The 19,076-nt window shown below is 42.0% G+C and carries 18 protein-coding genes and 1 riboswitch; of the genes, 6 read left to right on the top strand and 12 right to left on the bottom strand.

Annotated features, from left to right (window positions below):
- Window positions 1-98 precede the first annotated feature (98 nt).
- A complete protein-coding gene (locus G8O30_RS02140; RefSeq protein WP_239673356.1) occupies window positions 99-497 on the bottom strand; it encodes a DUF5365 family protein in 399 nt (132 codons plus the stop codon).
- 102 nt (window positions 498-599) lie between these two features.
- On the opposite strand from G8O30_RS02140, the gene G8O30_RS02135 reads away from it, so the two are divergent.
- Window positions 600-1,490, top strand: coding sequence for an RluA family pseudouridine synthase (locus G8O30_RS02135; protein ID WP_239673355.1), 891 nt, complete (start codon window positions 600-602; stop codon window positions 1,488-1,490).
- A gap of 196 nt (window positions 1,491-1,686) precedes the next feature.
- Here G8O30_RS02135 and wrbA read toward each other — a convergent pair whose 3' ends face one another.
- The 5 genes from wrbA to mscL all read right to left on the bottom strand — a co-directional run bounded on the left by wrbA (window position 1,687) and on the right by mscL (window position 7,167).
- A complete protein-coding gene (wrbA, locus tag G8O30_RS02130) occupies window positions 1,687-2,298 on the bottom strand; it encodes an NAD(P)H:quinone oxidoreductase (protein ID WP_239673354.1) in 612 nt (203 codons plus the stop codon).
- A 557-nt stretch (window positions 2,299-2,855) separates the two neighbouring features.
- Window positions 2,856-3,680, bottom strand: a complete 825-nt coding sequence (locus G8O30_RS02125) for an aldo/keto reductase (RefSeq protein ID WP_239674464.1) — start codon at window positions 3,678-3,680, stop codon at window positions 2,856-2,858.
- 72 nt (window positions 3,681-3,752) lie between these two features.
- Window positions 3,753-4,175, bottom strand: coding sequence for a CBS domain-containing protein (locus tag G8O30_RS02120; RefSeq protein WP_239673353.1), 423 nt, complete (start codon window positions 4,173-4,175; stop codon window positions 3,753-3,755).
- Between the two features lie 174 nt (window positions 4,176-4,349).
- Window positions 4,350-6,626, bottom strand: coding sequence for an RNA polymerase recycling motor HelD (gene helD, locus G8O30_RS02115; protein ID WP_239673352.1), 2,277 nt, complete (start codon window positions 6,624-6,626; stop codon window positions 4,350-4,352).
- A gap of 151 nt (window positions 6,627-6,777) precedes the next feature.
- Window positions 6,778-7,167: a large conductance mechanosensitive channel protein MscL gene (gene mscL / locus G8O30_RS02110; protein ID WP_239673351.1), complete on the bottom strand. Its 390-nt coding sequence runs from the start codon at window positions 7,165-7,167 to the stop codon at window positions 6,778-6,780.
- 212 nt (window positions 7,168-7,379) lie between these two features.
- On the opposite strand from mscL, the gene G8O30_RS02105 reads away from it, so the two are divergent.
- From G8O30_RS02105 to G8O30_RS02090, 4 genes are all read left to right on the top strand, one after another.
- Window positions 7,380-7,988: a nitroreductase family protein gene (locus G8O30_RS02105; RefSeq protein WP_239673350.1), complete on the top strand. Its 609-nt coding sequence runs from the start codon at window positions 7,380-7,382 to the stop codon at window positions 7,986-7,988.
- A 185-nt stretch (window positions 7,989-8,173) separates the two neighbouring features.
- Window positions 8,174-9,475 (top strand): NCS2 family permease, encoded by a 1,302-nt coding sequence (locus G8O30_RS02100; protein WP_239673349.1) that lies wholly within the window; start codon window positions 8,174-8,176, stop codon window positions 9,473-9,475.
- Between the two features lie 333 nt (window positions 9,476-9,808).
- The gene (locus tag G8O30_RS02095; protein WP_239673348.1) at window positions 9,809-10,330 is read left to right on the top strand and encodes a transporter; all 522 of its coding nucleotides are present in this window, start codon (window positions 9,809-9,811) and stop codon (window positions 10,328-10,330) included.
- A gap of 3 nt (window positions 10,331-10,333) precedes the next feature.
- Window positions 10,334-10,996, top strand: coding sequence for an SIMPL domain-containing protein (locus tag G8O30_RS02090; RefSeq protein ID WP_239673347.1), 663 nt, complete (start codon window positions 10,334-10,336; stop codon window positions 10,994-10,996).
- A 676-nt stretch (window positions 10,997-11,672) separates the two neighbouring features.
- Here the strand turns inward: G8O30_RS02090 and proC are convergent.
- From proC to G8O30_RS02060, 6 genes are all read right to left on the bottom strand, one after another.
- On the bottom strand, window positions 11,673-12,479 hold the full coding sequence (proC, locus tag G8O30_RS02085; protein ID WP_239673346.1) for a pyrroline-5-carboxylate reductase: 807 nt from the start codon (window positions 12,477-12,479) through the stop codon (window positions 11,673-11,675).
- A 69-nt stretch (window positions 12,480-12,548) separates the two neighbouring features.
- Window positions 12,549-12,752: a hypothetical protein gene (locus G8O30_RS02080; protein WP_239673345.1), complete on the bottom strand. Its 204-nt coding sequence runs from the start codon at window positions 12,750-12,752 to the stop codon at window positions 12,549-12,551.
- A gap of 11 nt (window positions 12,753-12,763) precedes the next feature.
- Entirely contained in the window at window positions 12,764-14,212 is a 1,449-nt protein-coding gene (locus G8O30_RS02075) for an adenosylcobinamide amidohydrolase (protein ID WP_239673344.1), read from the bottom strand.
- On the bottom strand, window positions 14,209-15,243 hold the full coding sequence (locus G8O30_RS02070; protein ID WP_239673343.1) for a FecCD family ABC transporter permease: 1,035 nt from the start codon (window positions 15,241-15,243) through the stop codon (window positions 14,209-14,211). Before G8O30_RS02070 ends, G8O30_RS02075 begins: the two co-directional genes overlap by 4 nt.
- Window positions 15,227-16,162 carry an ABC transporter substrate-binding protein gene (locus G8O30_RS02065; RefSeq protein WP_239673342.1) on the bottom strand — a complete coding sequence of 312 codons (936 nt, stop codon included), beginning with the start codon at window positions 16,160-16,162 and terminating at the stop codon, window positions 15,227-15,229. The genes G8O30_RS02070 and G8O30_RS02065 overlap by 17 nt, the downstream gene beginning before the upstream one ends.
- A 153-nt stretch (window positions 16,163-16,315) precedes the next feature.
- A riboswitch (cobalamin riboswitch) is annotated at window positions 16,316-16,509 on the bottom strand.
- 52 nt (window positions 16,510-16,561) lie between these two features.
- Window positions 16,562-17,137, bottom strand: coding sequence for a hypothetical protein (locus G8O30_RS02060; protein WP_239673341.1), 576 nt, complete (start codon window positions 17,135-17,137; stop codon window positions 16,562-16,564).
- 166 nt (window positions 17,138-17,303) lie between these two features.
- Between G8O30_RS02060 and G8O30_RS02055 the strand changes: the two genes are divergently transcribed.
- On the top strand, window positions 17,304-17,921 hold the full coding sequence (locus tag G8O30_RS02055; protein ID WP_239673340.1) for an acetate uptake transporter: 618 nt from the start codon (window positions 17,304-17,306) through the stop codon (window positions 17,919-17,921).
- Window positions 17,922-19,076: the final 1,155 nt, after the last annotated feature.

The raw sequence follows: 19,076 nt of genomic DNA, 5'->3' as shown, positions 1-19,076 counted from the left end.
ACTAGTTTTATGGCTGAAAATTCCAAATATTGTGTAAAAATTGTGTGTATTTTTGTTACATTTTATCTTTTCCTCTCCATGCAAAGAGCTACTATCTTCTATAATAGTAGCTCGTTCGCTGCTTTCGCATATTGGGAAATTGACTGCTCCAATTGTCTTTCTTTTGTAAAATGACTCAAAAAGAACGGAAAAGAGTACCCCATTTCCTCTAATCTTTCCGTGTTTCTATCAAACATTTCTACGTGGTGATCTGTCCATTCTCTTTCATCTGTTAATAAAATGGATCTAATCACCTGAAGGCTTGTAATGATTTGAAACGCTTCTTTCATAGTTCCAAAGTACGGAACCTTCTCATCTTTCTTTAGAACTCCCCATTCTTGAAATTGATCAATCTCCTCGTCGGTGAAGAATTTGGGGAGGATCCATGTAAATATGTACTGCACATGGTCTACTATTTCTTTCTCCTGCTCTTCTGTTGCTGCCAATAATACTTTCACCGTAATTCCACCTTTTTTCCTAGACATGCTATAGTAAGGATAACATAGAATTGTTTTTACTTTAAAAGGGAAATGACACCAATTAATTGGTAGGAGGATACGATGGAACAACAAGACTTACTAACAATACCTATTTTAGATAGATGGAACGGCTTGACGATGGAAGAACTATTTAAAGGAGTGTGGCAACTTCCAAAGAAACCTTTACATGAATTAAGGATGTCTAAGCGTGTTTTGGTGAATGGAGAAGAAAGTCGCTTTTCGGATGTGGTGAAGAGTGGTGATGTATTGTCGCTTCCTCTTTTAGCGGAAAAAACCACACACTATGTACGGGATACTGCACCTATTGATGTATTGTATGAAGACGATCATATCCTTGTTATACATAAACCTAGTGGAATAGATACTCACCCTAATGATTTAGCCCAAAGCGGGACTTTGACCAATAGAGTAGAAGCTTATTTGGCTTCTCGAGGAAAAAAAGAAGATGCCTTATTTGTCCATCGCCTAGACCGAGATACAAGTGGCGCCATTTTGTTTGCTAAACATAAATTTATTCACCGAATGTTGGACAAAGCCCTCCAAGAACGCGAGATAAAACGGACGTATCATGCGTTGGTGCACGGGAAGTGGAAAAAGTCTATGACCATTCGCGATTCCATTGGGGAAGACCGACATCACGGTTCTAGAAGAAGAGTTTCTAATCGGGGACAGACAGCTGTGACCCATGTGACACTTTTGAAGAGTTCACCCACCTTTAGTCTCGTTGCCTGTCAATTAGACACAGGACGAACGCATCAGATCCGGGTACATTTGTCGCACTACGGTCATCCTATTGTAGGAGATACGTTATATGGTGGAAAGCCGATGCTAAAACACCAAGCTCTGCATGCAAAGGAGCTTCGTTTCTACCATCCATTCTTAGCAAAAGAAATAGTGGTGGAAGCTCCTTTGCCGAGGAATTGGGATTCTTTCCTTTCTGAACTAAAATAACAAAATGAGGCTGGGTCAAAATCCGAAAGTGACTGCACTGGAATTTCCGCTTCAGGGGGAAGCTTCAATCCCAACGATAAATTCTGCAAATGCACTAATTCTGCAGTATTATAAACTTAAATATAACGCAAAAAAGGTACATTCGTTTTTTCGAAATGTACCTTTTTTGTTTGGTCTTAGCCCCTTTTTTAAAAGGTTATAGGTTATTCTTTAACGCAGCAGCAACAGCAACTGTACGTTTAGCCTGGTGCTTAACAGCAGGCTCTACGTTCTCAATCATCTTACCGTCTTGACCTTGCGTTACGCTTGTTCCGTAAGGGTTCCCACCAGCTGCAAAGATTGCATCACTTGTGTAACCAGGTGCCGCAATGATTGCTCCCCAGTGCATCATTGTTGTATATAAGGAAAGGATTGTAGCCTCATGACCACCGTGAGCATTGGAAGCAGAAGCCATTGCACTCACCGCTTTGTTTGCAAGTTTACCTTGGAACCAAAGACCACCAGTAGTATCAATGAAAGCTTTTAATTGAGAAGGCATAGCACCGAAACGAGTTGGTACGGAGAAGATGATGGCATCTGCCCATTCTAAATCGCTAAGTTGTGCTTCCGGTACAATATCTTTTGTCGCTTCAAAGTGAGCTTTCCAGCCTTCATTTTGTTCAATTGCAGCCATTGGAGCTGTTTCCGCTACGCGAAGTAATTTTACTTCTGCTCCAGCTTCCTTACCAGCTTCCTCTGCCCATTGTGCCATCTGATAGTTTGTTCCTGTTGAACTATAATAGATTACTGCTAATTTCACGTTTGTCATGTGTACCGCTCCTTTTTGTTTTTAAAATTATATTAATGTGTGATAAGCACATTAAATCCACTAATATAGTGTTTCTTTTCCCAAAAATTCCATACATAAACCAGAGGAAATGTTTTCTTTATTTATCTTTAATTCGAGATAATAATATTACGAATTCGAGATATTGTCAATTAAGAATGTTTAAATTAGGAAAAAATTTTAACAAAAAAGAGGCTGGGACAAAACCCGAAAGTGACTGCACTGGGATTTCCGCTGCAGGGGGACGCTTTCCACCTCGAAAAGCGGAGGGCGCGCGTTCAGCCACGGCAGGAAAATTCAGTAGATCGAGGAGGCAGTTCTCCAGCCACCGGAGAGCTTTTGGACTTTCCCGAGTGGTTGCGCACCTGGAGCTAGACACAACACCTATCCCGTAGGAGTCGCCCCCTTCCGCTCCAATCCCAACGATAATACAAGAAAATTAAAGATTTCGAACTGACATAGTTATTAGTTGGCGTTAAGATATAATCCAAAATACAAAAGAGGCACATTCGTTTATGAATGTACCTCTTTTCACACTATTAAAAATCAAAGTTATCCGGATCTGGCCCTACACGCTCGTCACGGTTTAACGCATCGATACGCTCCATATCTTCTTTCGTTAATTCGAAATCGAATAAACGAGCATTTTCTTCAATACGAGATGGCGTTACGGATTTTGGAATGATTGTAATATCATTTTGTAAGTGCCAACGTAAAATTACTTGAGCTACAGAACGGTCATAGTTACCCGCAATTTCTTTCAACGTATCGTTCGTTAAAAGTTGGCCTTGTCCTAGCGGAGACCATGCTTGCACAACGATGTCCTCTTTCGCTAAATATTCGCGAAGTGGCTGTTGAGATAGATGTGGGTGTAACTCCACTTGGTTAAGGACAGGCTTTTCGTTAGCCGTCGTAAATAATTTCTCAAAATGGTGTTGATGGAAGTTACTCACACCGATGGACTTGATTAGTCCATCTGCATAAAGCTTCTCCATCGCTTTCCATGTATCATTAATTTTGCCTTCCACAGGCCAGTGAATTAAGTATAGGTCAAGATAATCCATTTTCAAGCGCTTCAACGTATCATCAAACGCTCTTAATGTCGTCTCATATCCTTGATCGCTGTTCCACACTTTGGAGGTAATATATAAATCCTCACGCGCAACTCCTGATTCTCTCACTCCTTGACCAACTGCTTCTTCGTTTTGGTAGATAGCAGCAGTATCAACTAGCTTGTAACCAGTTTGAATGGCATGTTGCACCGCACGAATTGTTTCTGCTTCGTCACTCATTTTGAATACGCCAAGTCCTACTTTCGGTATTGCTTTGCCGTTATGAAATGCAGCAGTAGATGTTAAATTCATCATGTATTCCTCCTCTTTTCGAAAACTCTTCGTTATTTTAAAATAAAAATTTCCCGTTTACCAATAATTTGCTCAAGACACGTTTGGTTGTTTTGTGTCCACCTGTTTTGTTAAGAATTCGATAATATCTTTTCGGCGAATGATGCCGATAAAAAATCCAGCATCATCTTTCACCGAAATAAAGTTTTGGTCTACAGAACGGTCTAACACCGTTTGGACATCATCATATACAGAAACAGCTTCATGTTGTGTTCGAAGTGGCACGTCTGCTAACGAGCGTTTCTCCAAATCAACCGTTCCCTCTCTCTGCCAATCTAAAATTGCCCATAGTAAGTCTCCCTCACTAATGGTACCAACATACTTTCCTTCTTTATTTAACATCGGAATCGATTGATATCCGTGATATTTCATTTTCTCCAATGCTTGACGCACCGTAAAACTTTCGAAAACGTAAGCGACATCTTGTTTAGGTAATAATAAAAATGCAATGTTCATGATATCTACCTCATATCTGTATTAGTCTCTATGAAAGCCCTTTCAATGGTAACATATATCCGAGCGGTCTGAAGTAGGAACGTTCGACAAATTTCTCAGAATAGTGCAAGTCGCGCGGTTGCGCACCTGGAGCTGGACACCAAGAAAAACGCATGGCGCGCACTCAGCCAGGCTTTAATCAATAAACCCATACTTCTCAAACTGCTCGTGATATACAAAATGTAACTTGTGAAGTGGTCTTGTCATAGCTACGTAAAGCAATTTAACATCAAGCTCTTGATTAACGTCAAATGATTCACTCCACGAAGTTTGAATCACCACGTCAAATTCTAGTCCTTTGGATAAATAACTTGGAACAATAACTACACGATTCTTTGGTATTGCTGCGGCTGCTTCTAAAAGAGTGACAGGCAAGTGATCCTGTAAAACTTGTTGAATTGCTTCTGCATCTTTTTTGGTCTTGGTGATGATAGCGATTGTTTCAAAACCGGACTCTTTTTCACTCTCACAAATATTCGTTAATTGTTGAACTAGCTCATTTTCTGTCGAGAACTTTTTCCACTCTGGCGTCGGACCATGCCTAACAACCGGCTCGACCTTAGGGAAAGTATAAGGCAGATAAGCTAGCAATTTATTTGCTTTCTCCATAATTTCTACCGTTGTTCGGTAACTTTTTTGTAGCTCGGTGTATGTAGCTCTCGGAAATATATCATAAAGTACTTCTTCCCATGACTGAATACCTCTATAATGGTGAATTCCTTGGGCTAAGTCTCCTACGAGCGTAAACATATCTGTTTCCATCGCTATTTGTAATGATTTTAACTGTAGATAACTATAGTCCTGCACCTCATCAATAACAATATTCTTTACTCTTTTTTCTGGATCAATTCCATATAAGTGCTTTTCTAAGAATAGTAGTGCAGCAAGATCCTCTAGCTCTACTTTTTTCTTTTTCAGGTTTTTGGCACTATGTTGAGACAACTTAATTGCTTCATCCATCGTCCATTCCCCGTTGGAAAACTCCACTAATAACTCTGGTTGTTCATATAATTCATACAAATATGTCGAAGTTTTCTTCTTATCAAATTGCTTCATATAGGAAGGTAATGCCGTACGCAGATTTTTCTTTGTTTCAGCAAGCATTTCTGCTTTTTTATCTAACGCTTTTGTTACGTACTCTTTTCTCTTTGCTGGGTCTTTTCGATGCAATAAAGCTCGGTCAATTCGCTCATCATAGAAGTCTTCTACCTTTTTGGTCATCGTTCCTTTCTTTTTATCCACCGTCGATTTAAGAACGCTCTTACATTTCTCCAAACGACGGTAGATTGGCAGGTAAACGTAGTCCTCTAGGAACAAATCTGCCCACTTTTGCTTAGAAAAAAGACGATATTGCCCGACAAAGAAATCATCTTTAGGAATCATCCTGTTCTCGATTTCTTGAATGTATCTGCGGAGAATTTGATAAAACGTTCGAGAACCCTTCATACCAGATACCCATGCTTCTAAGTAAGCATCTTCATTTGCTTTTTCCACAAGGTTTATTAACTTACGGTCTTCTAGAAGTGTGTATGTCTCCTCTAATGTATCAAGACAATAGTCTTGGAACGTTGTTTGACGTATTTTATCCACACCTAGCTCTGGTAAAGCCTCTGAGATATAGTCGATAAACAGATGGCTGGGTGCTAAAATCATTAGTTGTCTCGGGTTAAAGTGTTGTTTGTATTGATAGATGAAGTAACTAATTCGATGAAGAGCGATTGTCGTTTTTCCACTTCCTGCAGCACCTTGCACCAAAATTGGCTTATTTAAGTCTGCACGAATGATTTTATTTTGTTCTTTTTGAATAGTGGTAATGATATCGGTCAGACGGTTGCTGGAACTTTTGGAGAGCGATTCCTGAAGGAGTTCATCCGTCGTCGTTAAATCGATATCTCGAATGTCTTCTAATTGTCCTTTTTCCACCATTAACTGACGTTTCAATGTTAAATTACCTGCGAACTCTTCCCCTTGCGCTTCATAATGAATAGGGCCGATCCGACCTTCGTAATAAAGGTTGGCAATTGGTGAACGCCAATCCACGATAATCGGCTCTTGGTTCTCTCGTTGATATAAAGACGTCTTTCCTAAATAGTGAATTTCTTCTTCGCCTGTTTCTTCTCGAACAAAATTCATTCGCGCAAAATAAGGCTTGTCTAGCGCTCTTTTTAACGCAGCAATTTCTTCTGAAGACATGCTAAAAAAACTAGCGTTTAACAATAGGTTCGTGTAAGCGTTAGAGGATTCTTTAAAATCTTCATCTTTAAATGCTTCTTGAATGTTTTCTAAGAATTGATCTTGATTTGTCTCTGCTGTTTTGAGTACAGCTCGTATGTAGGCTTTCGTAAAGGTTAGTCTGTCTAATTCTGTGGAATAATCTGGATGTTCTGTTACATGAGGTATTTCTTTCGCCATTGTTTGTTCTCCTTCCAACTTGTTAAGTGGGCATACTTTTTTTCAAAAGAACAGGTGCAGCGAGTCTTTGCTCAAGCTGCTAGGCGTTTGTGGGGAGCAAGTTATAATAATACCATAATATTCTAATCAATTCAAAGAAGTTGCCCAACATTTAAGGCAACTTCTTTGAATTATTTTGTTCCGCTAAAATGTCTCGAATTTCTAACAGAATATCAAGTTGAGATTTGTCCGCAATATGTTCTTGTTGTCCAATTCGACGCTTCACTCGATTGATGCCGCGCACCACGATGAATAAAGCAAAAGCAATAAATAGGAATTCAACGGTTACTTGTAGGAGATTACCTATAAATATTTCTTGACCATGAAAGACTATTCGTATGTAAGTAAAGTCAACATTCCCTATGACCATTCCTAGGACCGGCATAAATAAATCTTTCACAATGGTGTCGATGATCTTGGTGAATGCAGTACCAAGAATGACAGCAATCGCCAATTCGATGACGTTTCCGCGGATGGCGAACTGTTTAAACTCTTTCCACAATCTTATCAGCCTCCTTTTTTCACATGTATATGAGGACAAGCAATAATTATGAAGGTGTTTCCACGTGTAATCATTTGAGGAAAGCAAATAGTAAAGAAGATTGGGGGAAAACACATTCTACAATCAAGTTAATTGACTTTCTGTTGTACTCATCCTAAAGTGTTGATTGATTATCAAAATCATGAATTCAATTTGACAAGGAGGTCTTTCCCATGGCAGATTTTTTTGATGTAATGGAAAGCAGACGTGCTACGAAAGTATATAAGGCAGATGTAGAAATTTCTCGTGAAGAGTTAACGGAGATTCTAGAAGCAGCAGGAGCAGCTCCTTCCGCTTGGAACTTGCAACAATGGAATTTCATCGTTATTCAATCAGAGGAAGCAAAGAAAAAACTTCTTCCAATCGCGTATAACCAGCAACAAATCGTGGAGTCTTCTGCTGTTATCGCAGTTCTTGGAGATTTAGAAGCTAACAAGAATATAGACCCTGTATTTGATCCAGCAGTTGAAGGTGGACACATGACACCAGAAATCAAACAAGTGTTAGCTGGTCAAATTAACGGAGCATACGCAAGTCCACAATATGCTCGTGACGCTGCTTATAGCAACGCATCCCTAGCTTCGATGCAACTAATGCTTGCTGCAAAAGCAAAAGGTTGGGACACTTGCCCAATCGGTGGCTTTAACCCAGCGCAGTTCGTAGAAGAATTTAACGTGGATAGCCGCTATATCCCAGTCATGCTGATTACTGTCGGAAAAGCGTTAAAAGAAGGCCGCGAGTCTGGCCGCTTGCCGATTCAAGAGCTTACTACTTGGGTGTAATTTCATGCCAAATTTAGTTTGACTAAAAGACGTATAACATTTATATGTTATACGTCTTTTCTATTTATTGGATTTTATATTACAATTTGATTACAAAATCTGTCCCCCCACTTGATTCTAATAGTAAATACGAATAATATAATCATTGTGTTTAAAAAACGTTCGTATTTTTGGAGGTATACCTCATGTTTAAGTTAAAAGAAAACGGGACATCCGTTCGTACGGAACTTGTGGCTGGTTTAACAACCTTTTTAACAATGGTTTATATCGTAATCGTTAACCCGTTCATCCTTGCTGATGCAGGAGTTCCATTTGATCAAGTATTCTTAGCAACTATTATCGCTACTGTAATCGGTACTCTTTGGATGGCACTAGCTGCTAACTATCCAATCGCTATCGCACCAGGAATGGGATTGAACGCATACTTTGCGTACTCCGTAGTTGGGGCAAACGAAAACATTACGTACCAAATTGCATTCTCTGCAGTTTTTGTAGCTGGTCTTATTTTTATTATTTTATCTCTTACACCTTTTCGAAAAATGCTTATTGAAGCAATTCCTGATAATTTAAAACACGGAATTACAGCAGGAATTGGATTGTTCATCGCATTTATCGGTTTACGACTAACAGGTATCGTTGAATCAGATCCAAACAACCTTGTGAAGCTAGGCGACTTACACCAACCTTCTGTTATGTTAGCGCTAGGTGGTTTAATCGTGACATTAGTATTAATGGTTCTTCGCGTGAACGGTGCACTGTTTATCGGTATGTTGTTAACTGGGATCGTTGCCTTTTTCACTGGTCAATTGACATTCACTTCCGGATTCGTTGCACTTCCTTCTTTACCAGAAGGGATGATGGTCGTAAATCCGCTTACTGCTATTGGTGATGTCGTTTCTTATGGATTATATGCTGTTGTTTTCTCTTTCTTACTAGTTACTATCTTTGATACAACTGGTACGATGGTTGGAGTAGCGCAACAAGCTGGATTAATGAAAAACAACACGATGCCACGCGCTCGCCAAGCCTTGCTAGCAGATTCTATCGCTACTACAGGTGGAGCAATGTTCGGAACGAGTCCAACAACTGCGTACATCGAGTCATCATCTGGTGTTGCAGCTGGAGGAAGAACTGGTTTAACATCCGTTGTCGTTGCTGGACTTTTCATCGTTGCAGCATTCTTCGGACCACTAGTTGGTGCAGTATCAGGCGTTTCTGCTATCACAGCTCCAACATTGATTATCGTAGGAAGCTTGATGATTGGTGCAGTAAAACACATCAACTGGGATGAGTTAGACGAAGCGTTCCCAGCATTCATTGTCATCTTGAGCATGCCGCTTACATCCAGTATCGCAACTGGTATCGCGTTAGGATTCATTTCTTACCCAATTTTAAAAGTTGCAAAAGGTCAGTGGAAAGCAGTGCACCCACTAGTTTACATTTTTGCAGTGTTATTCTTTATCCAATTGGCGTTCTTACCACACTAATAGTATCTGTAACCACCCTGAGTTTTGCTTGGGGTGGTTTTTGTTACGTGATCGGTAACAACTCATCATTGACCAAGTGATGTGGTCCATACTTTTTCTTGTTTGGGAGGGGCTGGAGGGCGGCTTAAGCGCTTTTGTACCCGCTTTCCCTTACTCTCCACGGCGGCTTAAGCGCTTTTGTACCCTTTTCCCCTCACTCCCCCCTGCGACTTAAGCGCTTAAGCCGCCAAAATCCCCCTCGTCCTCGCCACTTTTCTAAATTGGCCAGGCAAAAGACTAGATTCCCTGCATACAATTCAATGAATGCACATAGACGAAAGGAGTGTTACACCCATGTATTACTACGATCCTCGTCAGATAAACTTATTTCCTTTTCCACCTGGGCAGCAAGGGCCACCCACCACTCCTCCTCCATTTTTCCCAGGAGCAGGAGGACAAGGAACACCTGGCTTCCCATTTTTCGGACTGCCTGGCGGGAACCAGAATGCTCCAACATTTCCTCCATTCGGTCCTGGTGGGAATACTAGCAACGTTCCACCGTTTCCAGGGTTTCCTGGACAAGGACAAAATCCAGGTGGCGGTCCTGCACTAAATCCTAATCAGTTGCCACCACCTCCTGCAAGTCCACCAGCAGCGGCTGCAGCAAGTGGTCCAAGTTTAAAAGCGGTGGATTCCGGAGCTATCAGAGGATGTCTTAATCGTTATACGTATATTCGTTTAGAAGGCCGCGAACAGTTTTGGATGTTTCCTACTTTCGTTGGAAGAAAGTCTATCTCCGGTTATCGTTGGTATGGATTTATTTGGCTGTATTACGGAGTAGATTTAACTGAAATTAAATCGTTTCAGTGTGTGTAACCCATGAGACGATCTAACCAAAATGAGTCTCAAGGTCCTTTTTACACAGCGGAAATTCAAGTGATTGGTAAGGGAGTTGTTCAGGTACAACCAGATACTGCACTCCTTCGTGTCGGTGTGGAGACGGAGGACGCTTCCTTACAGAAAGCACAAAGGCAAAATGCTCAGCAAAGTGAGAATCTACTTCAAGCCTTGTATGGTCTTGGTATCGATAAAGATTCTGTCGCAACTGTCGACTACTCGATCTATCCACAGTACGACTATCAAACTAGTGGAAGTTCTCAAATTAAAGGTTATCAAGTTAGACATCTATTTCTAGTCACTATTAAACCACCAAGCGCTACGGGTAAAGTAATAGATGAGGCTGTTAACAGTGGGGCAACACTAGTTCAGTCCATTGAATTTACAGTTAACGACACAGGGCCAGCAGAACAACAAGCGCTGCAGCTCGCTTATCAAGATGCGTATACGAAAGCATCTATCCTCGCACAAGCAGCGGGATATGGCAATGAATATCAATTAGTTCCAGTTCAGTTCTATGAGGAATTAGAACAAACTTCCGTTCCGGTACCTTTTCAATCTATGGTTAAAAGTGCGGCAACACCGGTGACCCCGCCATCTACACTTTCCGTATCGGCATCGATTGGCGTTATTTTTCATTTATAAGCAATCTCGTTAAGCCGTGAAGTCGCTGGAGACTCTGCGGCTTCCTTGTATTTCTAGGCTTAAACTCTCCTAGCGACTGAGATCCTCGCTCTAGAAGAGAATAAGAGCTCCTTAAACTCTTCTCGCGACGGAAAACCACCCTCCAGATGAGAATAGAAGCCCTCTATACCCTTCTCGCGACGGAAATCCACCCTCCAGATGAGAATAGAAGCTCTCTATACCCTTCTCGCAACGGAAATTTACACTCCAGAAGAGAATAGAAGCCCTCTATACCCTTCTCACAACGGATATTCACCCTCCAGATGAGAATAGAAGCTCTCTATACCCTCCTCGCAACGGAAAGTCACTCTCCAGATGAGAATAGAAGCCCTCTATACCCTTCTCACAACGGAAATCCACCCTCCAGATGAGAATAGAAGCTCTCTATACCCTTCTCACAACGGAAAGTCACTCTCCAGATGAGAATAGAAGCTCTCTATACCCTTCTCGCAACGGAAATCCACCCTCCAGATGAGAATAGAAGCCCTCTATACCCTTCTCGCAACGGAAATCCACCCTCCAGATGAGAATAGAAGCCCTCGATACTCTTCTCAACACGAAAATCCTCACCCAAGATGAGAATAGCCCTCCCCAGTAAAGAAAAAACCCCCACTAAGTATAGTGGAGGCTCCCAAATTCACTTTTTCCCCATCGCAATGGACTTATTTGTACATGCTTCCATCGCCGATTGAATGGAGTGACGGAATCCACTTCGCTCTAACTCCATCACTGCTTCGATTGTTGCGCCGCCCGGCGAACAAACTCGGTCTTTCAGTAATGCCGGATGGTCACCAGTTTCTAGTACCATCGCCGCTGCACCTAGCATACTTTGTGCTGCCATGCGATACGCTTGATCACGAGGGATTCCTTGTTTTACAGCTGCGTCCCCCATCGCTTCAATCATCACGAATCCGTAAGCAGGCGAGGATCCGCTCACTGCTGGAATAGCGTCCATCAATTGTTCGGAAATCTCTTCCGCTTTCCCAAACTGCTCTAACAACTCATTGATTAAATACTTCTCATCTTTACTTACCTTCCCATTCACCGTGTAAGCAGTCATTCCTTGTCGAACAAAAGAAGGGGTATTAGGCATGGTGCGCACGATTTTACGGTCGTCCCCTAAGGTGTCTTCCATTTGGTTAATGGTTACCCCCGCTGCCATGCTGACGATTAAAACGTCTTCTTTCAGATAGTCAGAAATCATGGTCATTACTTTTGCATATTGATTTGGCTTTACTGCTAAGAATAGGACATCTGCTTCTTTTGCCACATCTTTATTATGTAGAGTCGTACGAATTCCGAATTGAGTTGCTGCATTTTCCAACGTTTTAGGAGAACGTGCACTAGCAATAATGTGATCAGCTGGTACATAGTCAGAAGCTAAAATACCTCCGATAATAGCTTGAGCCATATTTCCACAGCCGATAAATCCAATTATACTCATTGATCTTCCTCCTTTTTTCGTTCTTATTAACCATACCCGTATTTCAGAAAGAAGACAACTGTTCCCCTATCACTCAATTAATTTATGACAAGAAGGACACATTGCCTTTTTATAGGAACGAGGTATCTTCTCCCCACAATTTTTGCAAATTTTAATCGTACTAGCATGTTCATATAAATCATTGGATAAACCATAGCCGCTTTTAAATGTTTTCATAAATATAGACATTAAGAAACCAAATAGAACCCCTAAGATGATAATCCCCCAAATCATGCTCCCACTCCTTATCCTCTGTTTCCCACGGCTTTCGCAATAATCTCATACGCTTGCTTTGCCAACTGGCTACCAATTTCCGTTCCAGTCCCTGCAAATGGCAATCGGGGTCCCGTTTGCGTAGCTCCAATAACCAACGAATCCGTTGCAGTTCCTGTTGCAATTGTATTAGTCTCTGAATCTTTTACACCTAGATCATGCAACGCTTTTACTTTCGCTTCCGTCACTGTCATGCACGCTTGCAGTAACGCCTCATCCGGTAGAGTTGCATGCACGAAAATCCATAGATTAATTGTACCAGGATTTTGCATTTCCTTACGACATGGACGCGTGACAGGATCAATGGCATCCCCTAATCCAGCGGTCGCAACGAGAAGCATCGGATACGGTTCTTCCACTTTTTTCACCGCTACATCCTCTATATCCACCGCCGTCATCATGCTCACTGCATCATAAAATGGAATGCCGTGCGCTTGTAAGAATTGCTCCATCTCTTCTTTCGGCTGTTCACTATCATAGTAGGGTGTGACGTGGCGATTAACAAAGTGACTGTGCCAGCCGATTCCCGCTCCTGTAATGCCAGACGAAATCGTTCGTAATTTCTTTTTGGTGTGATAATGAATCATCGTCTCCGTAATGGTGATAGATGTGGTGTCTAACGACGTTTCCTCTTGTAGATAGGAAGAGCTTGGCGTCCACATCACCTGCGATTTTGGCAACGTGGCGTGTGGTAAGATAAATGGTTTCGTCTCAAAAACTGCTTCTATTAAAGACTGCTGTAAAATGGCTTCAGGTTTACCGTCCTTAACGAGCTTTCCACCTTGTAACACAAGCAGTCGATCACAATATAACGCAGCCATATTGATATCATGAAACACCGTGATGACGGACCTCGAAGACTCTTTCACCCAAGTCGTCACATAATCTAAAAGTTCCTTTTGATAGCGAACATCTAGATGGTTGATTGGTTCATCTAACAAAAGAACCTTTGGATTTTGTACGATTGTTTGAGCGAAAGCAACCCGTTGTCTCTCCCCCCCTGATAAATCAGAGACCGCTCGATTCGTGTAATTTTGCAGTTTTAACCACGCGATAGCTTCGTTTACTTGCTCCTCATCTTCCTCTGTCCACTGTTGAAAGATGCCTCGCTTATGTGCATATCTTCCAAGCTGAATCGTCTCTCTTACTGTTTGCCCTAAAGAGTGGTCCATATGCTGTGATAATAATGCTACCAAACTAGCACGCTCTTTCATGGAGTACGAGTCTAAAGGTTTCTCTAGTAAAGAAATGGCCCCTGCACTCGGCTTATTCCATTGCGTTAAGGTTTGAAGTAGCGTAGATTTCCCACTTCCATTAGGGCCAATAATACCAATGAATTCCCCTTCTTTCACAGAAAAAGAGATGTCATGTAATATTTCTTTTTCTCCTAGATTTACAGAAAGTCCTTCTACATTAATCAACTTCTATTCCTCCTTGCTCGAGCGTAAACTAGCAAACCGAAGACAGGCGCACCAATTAATGCAGTAACCACACCAATTGGTAGTTCAGTAGGAGAGATGACGGTTCTTGCAAAGAGATCTGCAAGCATGAGGTATCCTCCTCCAATAATTACAGACAAAGGCAGTACATGGCGATGATTTGCCCCAGTGATTAGTCGAACTAAATGAGGAATGACGAGTCCTACAAACCCAATTGTTCCAGATACAGATACTGCCACCCCTGCTAAAACAGAAGCAGCAGTTAATACAATCCACTTACTCCTTTTTACATTTACTCCTAAATGATGCGCTCGATTTTCTCCGTGCGCCAGTGCATTTAATTCATTTACTTGCCAGAGTAAGAGAATAGAGGCCAACAAAAAGAACGGTAAAAGCATGAGTGTGTATGACCAACCTCTCATGGATACACTGCCAAGAAGCCATCCGATAATTTGCCTTAACTCTTCTCCGGATAAAGCAATAACTAGGGACATAATAGCACCTAGGAAAGAGCTAGTGATGATGCCTGTTAAAATTAACGACTCGACACGCATAGAGCGGTCAAATGTATTCGTGAAAAGAATGACTAAAATTAATGTAATAAAAGCAAAGGTAGCACTAATAATAGGCAGTGAAAAAATTGCTAACCCTGGAATAGTCCATGCGAAAGAAAGTGTTAACACGGCGCCAAGTGATGCACCCGATGAAATTCCTAGCGTATATGGGTCAGCAAGTGGATTTCTTAGTAACCCTTGTAAACTAGCTCCAGCAAGAGAAAGAGACATCCCTACTAGACAAGCCAATACAACTCGAGGCAGTCGAATATTTAAAATAATAGCTGCTGTTTGTGCATCTACTGGTTGACCTAATCCAAACCAACTATGAAGAAATGTCGCACTAATATCATTTAATGAAATGGTGACGGAACCAATCGATAAGCTGAAGAAAAAAGCCGCCAAAAGAAAAATGGCGGCTCCTATATACGTGACAGGAACGTTACTCTTGGAATGCATCTGGATAGATGGCCTTTGCAAAAAGTTCCAGTGCATCTACTAAACGAGGACCAGGGCGAGTAGCAATATCACCATCGATTGCAGCAACTTGATTTGTTTCGACAGCTGTTACCGTGTTCCATCCGTTACGGTCTTTAATTTGTGCAACAGACTCTTCTCCGTATGTAGACAAGATTACCTCTGGATTTAAGGAAACAATCGATTCTGGGTCTACTTGAATCCATCCTTCTTGATCACCTAAGACGTTTGTCGCGTTAATTTCTTTTAGCATGTTATCCATAAGTGTTCCGCTTCCCACGGAAAAAGGACTTGAGTCTATTTCTACATATACCGACTTTTTAGTTTCAACAGAAGCAGTTTTAACACGAAGATTTTCTATTTTTACATTCATGTTTGATACAACTTCTTTAGCATTTTCCTCTTCAGCAGTTAGTTTCCCTATATCTATTATGGTATCCTGTACGTCCCTAATTGAAATAGCGTCATTCACAGTATATACAGTGATTCCAGCATTTCTTAATTGCTCTAAAGCTCCTTCAAAAGTTCCAGCTACCATCTCATGAGCTATTACTAAATCCGGAGTTAATGAAATAATTTTCTCTACGTTCAGCTCTAGACCACCGATTTTATCAATAGACTTAACTTCCTCTGGATAATTATCTGCATCTCCAACACCAACTACCTCATCGCCAGCTCCAACGGCAAATAAAATTTCTGTGTTACTAGGCACTAAGGAAACAATGCGTCCAGGATCTTCTTCCAAAGTTACTTCATTTCCTAACGCATCCGTCACAGTAAGTGGAAAAGAAGTACTCTCCTCTTGCTGTACTTCTGCATTTTCCACGGGCTCCTTTGCTGATTCGTCTTGACACCCTGCTAAAAGCAAGGCAAGCATTGGTGTTAACAACCACTTTTTCATTTCTTTCTCCTCCGTCTGTCTCTATTTTTGAGCAATAAAAAAACACCTCTACGCTGAGATGTTTGGGAGTGAAAGCGTTTTTATGCAAAAACACTTAAGCGTGCATGCGGAAATACGAAAAGTCCGTCGCACACCACCCTATCCTCGTAGGTCTCTTGGTGCTAGACAATAGGCAGGTCTCCTGGCTCGTGCTAAAGCAGCAATCCCAACTCCTTCCCATAGCAATTTTGCTACAGTGGAACTTACTTGGCATTGCTTCACACTTACAGTGGCGGGACCGCGCTGGATTTTCACCAACTTCCCTTTTAAGTCCGAAAATTCGGAACACCTTTGTCTGTTACTTATGAAGTTTGTCGCTCCATTTCATCATAGCGAACTTTGTCAAAAAAAGAAACAGAGTTAATAAGATTTCTTTTTTCTACTCATTCCTAACATGATGAAAGGTAGGGACAGCAGCACAACGATGGAACTGACGGATAGAGCTACTTCTTTTTGCCACATTGGTATGCCACTATAAAAGACGCTCCATTTCTTTAGGACTGATACATCTTCATGAAGTGGTCTTTCTTCCACCATCTTTGAGACTGTGACTGAGTAGGCATGCAATACAGGAGTAAAATACTCATTTTCTTTCTCTAAATAAATTTCAATTTCATCACCTGGTACCAAGACTAAGGCTCCCAAACCTTCAGACTCTCTAGCTGTATAACTAGACACATAGAAATAACGAACAGGAATTACTTCTCCTACTTCTACGTCTCCTTTTATCACCTTAGTTACTGCTACTTTAGCCGTTCGAAATTGCTTTTCCTCTTGAAAGGAATGGAAAGCATCTTCTAGAACTTTTCCTTCTACTTGTATGGATGCTTCCTGATGTATTTTTTCCACCTCTGTCGGCTCCATTGCAGCCATTACCGAAACCGGAACCAACAACAATAGAAGCACCATAGTAATTATCTTCACACAAACTCGCATGCAGACTCCCCCTTTAACCCATTATATTACAATTACGTGGAAACATTTGATCCCTTACCAAAAAAGTAACAATGAAAATTTCGCTTACATCTCCAAAACCCTCTACCAATTTCGACAAGAATCGAGTAAAGTGGTACAGTATGATTTTTTAAGGAGGAAAACAACTGTGTCTAAACTTGAGCAACAATCAGTCAAAATTGTAACGTCAGATCCTTCCGCATTCGGACTATTCGGATTGGCGATGGTAACATTAGTAGCGTCATCCCAAAAATTAGGATGGACAGATGGACTAGCTTTCGTTCTACCTTGGGCGCTTTTCTTAGGAGGACTAGCTCAGCTAATCGCTTCTATTCAAGATGCAAAACATAACAACACGTTCGGAGCAACTGCTTTCGGTGCATTCGGATTATTCTGGTTCGGTGTCGGAATGTCTTGGTTAATTCAATTCGGTGTATTCGGTGAAGAAGCTGCGGCGGCAGTTGATCCAAGCCAATTAGGTGTCGCGTTCGTTGGTTACCTAATCTTTACGATCTACATGACAATCGGTGCTATGGAAACGCATAAGGTATTATTCTCGATCTTCTTCCTAATCAACTTCCTATTCATCGGTTTATCTTTATCTAGTTTCGGAATTGCTCCTCACTTCTTCCATATGGTGGCTGCAATCTCTGAGTTATTAATTGCAATCTTAAGTTTCTATGGATCTGCTGCTGCTGTGTTAAACACTCATTTCGGCCGCGAGTTCTTGCCAGTTGGTAAGCCATTCGGAATCTTTAAAAAGTAAGTTGTTATGAGCTGTCTGCAAAGTACATTTGCAGGCGGTTTTTTTGTTTAATAAAGTTGTGACTGCACGCTTTGTGTTTGGAGTGGTGCTGGTTTGACGGTTTTGACTATGGGTTCAAGTTCCTCTGGTATACCTGACGACGGGATTTGCTCTTCTGCTATACCGCGGGACACTCCTGCGGTATACCTGACGACGGGATTTGCTCTTCTGCTATACCGCGGCACGCTCCTCTGGTATACCTGACGACGGGATCTGCTCTTCTCCTATACCGCGGCACGCTCCTGCGGTATACCTAACTACGGGATCTGCTCTTCTCCTATACCGCGGCACGTTCCTCTGGTATACCTGACGACGGGATCTGCTCTTCTGCTATACCGCGGCACACTCCTCTGGTATACCTGACGACGGGATTTGCTCTTCTGCTATACCGCGGCACACTCCTCTGGTATACCTGACGACGGGATTTGCTCTTCTGCTATACCGAGGGACGCTCCTCTGGTATACCTGACGACGGGATTTGTGCTTCTGCTATACCGCGGGACGTTCCTGCGGTATACCTGACGGCGGGATTTGCTCTTCTGCTATACCGAGGGACGCTCCTGCGGTATACCTGACGTCGGGATTTGCGCTTCTGCTATACCGCGGGACGTTCCTGCGGTATACCTGACGCCGGGATTTGCTCTTCTGCTATTCCGCAGGATGTTCTCGCAGGTCATCTGACAATGCTTTTCCTTCATCAGGTGCTCCGCAAGACGTTCTCCTGGGACACTTGACATCACTTTCTACCATTCAGGTGTTCCGCAAGACGCTCTCCTGGAATACCTGACATCACTTTTAACCCCTCAGGTGCTCCGCAAGACGCTCTCCTGGAACACCTGACATCACTTTTAACCCCTCAGGTGCTCCGCAAGACGCTCCCCCGGGACACCTGACATCACTTTTAACCCTTTAGGTGTTCCGCAAGACGTTCTCCTGGAACACCTGACATCACTTTTAACCCTTTAGGTGATCCGCAAGACGCTCTCATGGGACACCTGACAATGCTTTTCCTTCATCAGGTGCTCTGCAAGATTTACTCATTCCAAACTCTAGACGACAACCTACCAATATTTGTTACAACCAACACAAAAAAGACCCCTACTTTCGGAGTCCTTT

Origin of the sequence: Mangrovibacillus cuniculi (assembly GCF_015482585.1) — a bacterium.
Taxonomy (GTDB): Bacteria; Bacillota; Bacilli; order Bacillales; family R1DC41; genus Mangrovibacillus; species Mangrovibacillus cuniculi.
This window is presented reverse-complemented; position numbering and strand designations above follow the sequence as displayed.